The sequence below is a fragment of the Paenibacillus sp. AR247 genome (assembly GCF_002968895.1).
In the GTDB taxonomy this organism is placed as follows: Bacteria; Bacillota; Bacilli; order Paenibacillales; family Paenibacillaceae; genus Paenibacillus_AQ; species Paenibacillus_AQ favisporus.
This window is the reverse complement of record NZ_PCZT01000021.1, coordinates 1-3,790: the sequence shown is the minus strand read 5'-3', so window position 1 is coordinate 3,790 and position 3,790 is coordinate 1. Positions and strand designations below refer to the sequence as shown.

At 50.8% G+C, this 3,790-nt stretch carries 3 protein-coding genes and 1 pseudogene; 3 read left to right on the top strand and 1 reads right to left on the bottom strand.

Annotation, left to right across the window (positions count from 1 at the left end; genetic code table 11):
- Positions 1 to 186 precede the first annotated feature (186 nt).
- Entirely contained in the window at positions 187 to 1,014 is an 828-nt protein-coding gene (locus tag CPT76_RS40740; protein WP_258168888.1) for a stalk domain-containing protein, read from the top strand.
- Positions 1,015 to 1,045: 31 nt separating this feature from the next.
- On the top strand, positions 1,046 to 1,918 hold the full coding sequence (locus tag CPT76_RS40735) for a glycosyl hydrolase family 18 protein (RefSeq protein WP_258168887.1): 873 nt from the start codon (positions 1,046 to 1,048) through the stop codon (positions 1,916 to 1,918).
- A 78-nt stretch (positions 1,919 to 1,996) separates the two neighbouring features.
- On the opposite strand, the pseudogene CPT76_RS28380 reads toward CPT76_RS40735, so the two are convergent.
- Positions 1,997 to 2,388, bottom strand: a pseudogene (locus CPT76_RS28380) (DUF2614 family zinc ribbon-containing protein).
- Positions 2,389 to 2,498: 110 nt separating this feature from the next.
- On the opposite strand from CPT76_RS28380, the gene CPT76_RS28375 reads away from it, so the two are divergent.
- Positions 2,499 to 3,389 carry a nucleotidyltransferase-like protein gene (locus CPT76_RS28375; protein ID WP_483870080.1) on the top strand — a complete coding sequence of 297 codons (891 nt, stop codon included), beginning with the start codon at positions 2,499 to 2,501 and terminating at the stop codon, positions 3,387 to 3,389.
- Positions 3,390 to 3,790: the final 401 nt, after the last annotated feature.

Here is a 3,790-nt window from a genome sequence, read left to right as displayed (position 1 = left end):
TCTAGTAGGTCAAGGACTTGAGGATGGAGCTTTATGGGATATGCAGTTCTTGCAAAGAACAATGATTTTTGAAACGTGCGGACTCCTGCAAAGGATTCTTCACGTTTTGTTTTTCAGGCAGAACTTTCTGAACATCCGGAACATACCGGAAGGCGTGAATTGAATAAAATGACGGAGGATTAGCGAGTGAGCAGAAGAAGACGCAGACGCCGCCCCTCAGCGGGGAGGCGCTTTACGATATTCCTGGGCTTGTGCCTGATCATAGCCGGGGCCTATCTGACGGTGACCGAAATTCTACCGAACCCTTTGCATGAAAAACCGGATTGGCGCGGCATGGACAAGCCTATTTTCGTGGAAGGGAAGCTTCAGGCAGAACCAGCCGAAGGAACCGGTGAACAGCTGATGCTTCCGCTGCCGGTACTGCAGAAGGTGGTGGATCCGACGATTCGATATGAATCAGGGACCCAGTCCATCATTTTGACGACGCCAGTGCGGGTCATGCGGCTGCAGACAGGACAGAAAAAGGCGCAGCTGAACAACAAGCCGGTTGAGCTCCGGTTTGCTCCGGAGGAAAAGGACGGCGTGCCGTACATGCCGATTCAGCCGCTTAAGGAACTGTACGGGGTTAACATCCATGAGGATGCCGCTACGGGTGCCGTCATTTTGATGAAAGCCGGGGATACCATACAGATGGGGGCGGCCAAAGGCCAGCCTGACGATAAGGTGAAGCTCCGAAAGGAGGATTCCATCCATTCGCCGATTCTGGCTGACATGAAGGGTGGTACCCCTCTGCGGATTTGGGATTCGGAGGGATCCTGGTATTTCGCCCAGATGGATAACGGCTACAGCGGGTATGTCCGCAAGGATGAAGTCTCACTTGGGGACACAAAGACGATCGAAATTCCGCCTATCCCGCCAACCCGGGCGGAGCGCAGCTGGAAAGGTAAACCCGTCAACCTGGCGTGGGAAGCAGTCTACCAGAACAAACCCGATCCGGCCGTATGGACGGACTGAACGGTGTCAACGTGGTCAGCCCTACTGGTTCGTGGTCAGCCCTACCTGGTTCAGCATTATCGACGGCAAGGGCAACGTGCGCAGCAATGCGGATATGGCCTATGTGAATAAAGCCCATGCCCGCAAGATGGAGGTATGGGGGCTGATCAATAACAGCTTCGATGCCGACATAACTACGAGCGCGATGGCCACCTACGAAACGCGGCTGAATACGATCAGCCAGCTGCTGGAGCTGGCGCAGATGTATCATTTGGACGGGATCAACATCGATTTTGAAAATGTAAAAACGAAGGACGGCCCCAATATTACGCAGTTTGTGCGTGAATTGAAGCCGCTGGCGCAGGATCGAGGACTGATCTTGTCGGTTGATGTGACGCCGAAATCGAGCAGCGAGCTGTGGTCCAAATTTCTGGACCGCAGTGCACTGAGCGAAGCCGCGGATTTTATTATGCTGATGGCTTACGATGAGCATTGGGCATCAAGTCCGGAAGCCGGCTCGGTTTCTTCCCTCCCATGGGCGGAAGCGGCTGCGCGGAAGATCCTGGATGAGGACGACGTGCCTCCGCAGAAGCTGATACTGGCCGTGCCGCTGTATACGCGGATCTGGTCGGAAGCGAGCAAGAACGGAAAGGTCGAAGTGTCCTCCAAAGCGGTCGGTATGAAGACCGTTAAAGATATTTTGGCCGAAAAGAAGCTGAAGCCGAAATATCTGGATGACGTGAAGCAGCATTATGTGGAGTATAAGGAAGACGGAGTCCTGAAAAAAATATGGATTGAGGACGCAGTGTCCCTGCAAGCGAGAGTGGACTTGGCCAAGTCGCTCAAATTGGGCGGCGTTGCGGCATGGACGCGAAGCTTCGGGACGGAGGATGCCTGGAAAGTGTTAAAAGGAATACAGCAGTAATCTTTATTGGATCAGCAATTATACTTTATGTAATAAAAACCGGTACAGCCTGTGATCAGGTCGACCGGTTTTTTGTATTTAATGATGATGCGGCGTTGCTTGGGTTCCCTGGCCTTGTTGAGCGGCTTGCAGCTCTTCGGGAGTAATATTCGCCTGGTTGGGATCCAGCGTCAGGATCATGCGGCAGAACATGCAGCGGTCGGTTTTCCGAGCATTTTGGTCAATTTGTGACATTCCGGACATTCGAGCTGCAGCGCGCTGGTCGACAGCATGCCGGCCCAGAAATATATTCCGAGGCTGCCCATCATGGAAATCAGGCCAATCACAAGACCGATGGCTGCGAATACCTTACCGGCATGTCCCCAAAATACGATACCGGCCGTCCCCAGAACCATCAGACCCATACCCAGCATCGTCAGCAGCAGGCCCCAAAGACGAAAAGCGTTAATTTTCGCTTGATTGAAAATCATGAATCTTTAGCTCCTATCATCAAATTTGTTGTATTTACAAAAAGAAGGAACTGACATGGACATGTAGAAGTATATTATAACTGAATTGGCTCATTTTCGCCAAGGAATGCATGGAGGGAGACGTGAATTTGTCCAATTTGTCCTTTTTTTATGGAGAGTCGGTTTATGTCGATGCCATGGGAACAATTATTTTTCGCCAAGAGGGTCATAAATTTGATGGATCGCTGCTACATGACTTTGATCTTATTATACTAATCGTTCGCGAACAAGAAGATAAACCGTTAACCGTAGAACATACGATGGCAGGGGAACTGCGCTGCCAAGTGCTGCATGTCAGTTTGGGCTCGCTTCGGCGTTGGCTGGTGGCCGGCGAGAAGGGGGACCTGGTGAAATGCTTCATGGAGGGAGAGATCGTTCACGATCCGTATGCCCGGCTGGTGCAGCTTCGTCAAGACTTCATTGAGTTCAGGCAGCCGCTGAGGGACCGGAAGATGCTGTATGAATTTTCCCATTTTCTATGGATGTACGTGGAAGCCAAACGTTATATGCAGGAAGGCTTTTACACGGATGCTTACCACAGCGTGCTGAATTCGCTGAAGCATTGGGCCAAGATCGAGCTGATCGAGCAGAAGGTTCTCCCGGNGAAAGCCGTATGGGAGCAGGTGCGCGGACTTAACACAGCCATTCATAAACTGTATGAAGAACTAACCCAGAGTACGGAAACGCTCGCTCAGCGCGTCGAGCTGGTCATGCTTGCCTGTGAGTTTTCAGTCATGTCCAAAATGGCCGAGTGCACGGTGCTGCTGCTGAATATTTTGAGAAGCCGGCCGAAGCCCTGGAGCGTGGAAGAGCTGGCTCATCATCCCGAGCTCGATATGATCAGCAACAAGCTGCCGCTGGTACTGCGGACGCTGGTCAACCGGTCGCTGGTACGCGAAACGGCGGTCTGGAGCGAAGGGGTGACTTACGGGAATCAGGGGATTCGCTATTCCGCCGATTAACTGTTTTTAGCAAGGGCATATATGAAGGCTCGGAAGAGAGGGGAGGGTCCCTCTTTTTTTTTGTTATCCAAAGGCAAAGAAGTGCTGCGAACAATCGCGTGTAGATGTGTAGCGTTCGGGAAATGCAGGCTCACCGTGTATGTCCATGAAATACATCTCTAAGGGTATAGCCAGGCGAAGATTGGGGAATTTTGAAAAGACATGCGGATTTTAAAAAGTGGTTGACTCCATTATTGTTTATGTGTTAAATTATATCTCGCCCCATTCAATGACGGTTTCCTTGAAACCTGATTATTCGACAAGATTTTAAAAGAAATTAAAAAAATGCTTGACGAAAAGATGGGCAATATGATATATTATAAAAGTCGCCGCTGAAACACAGCGATGACAATAAAACGAAG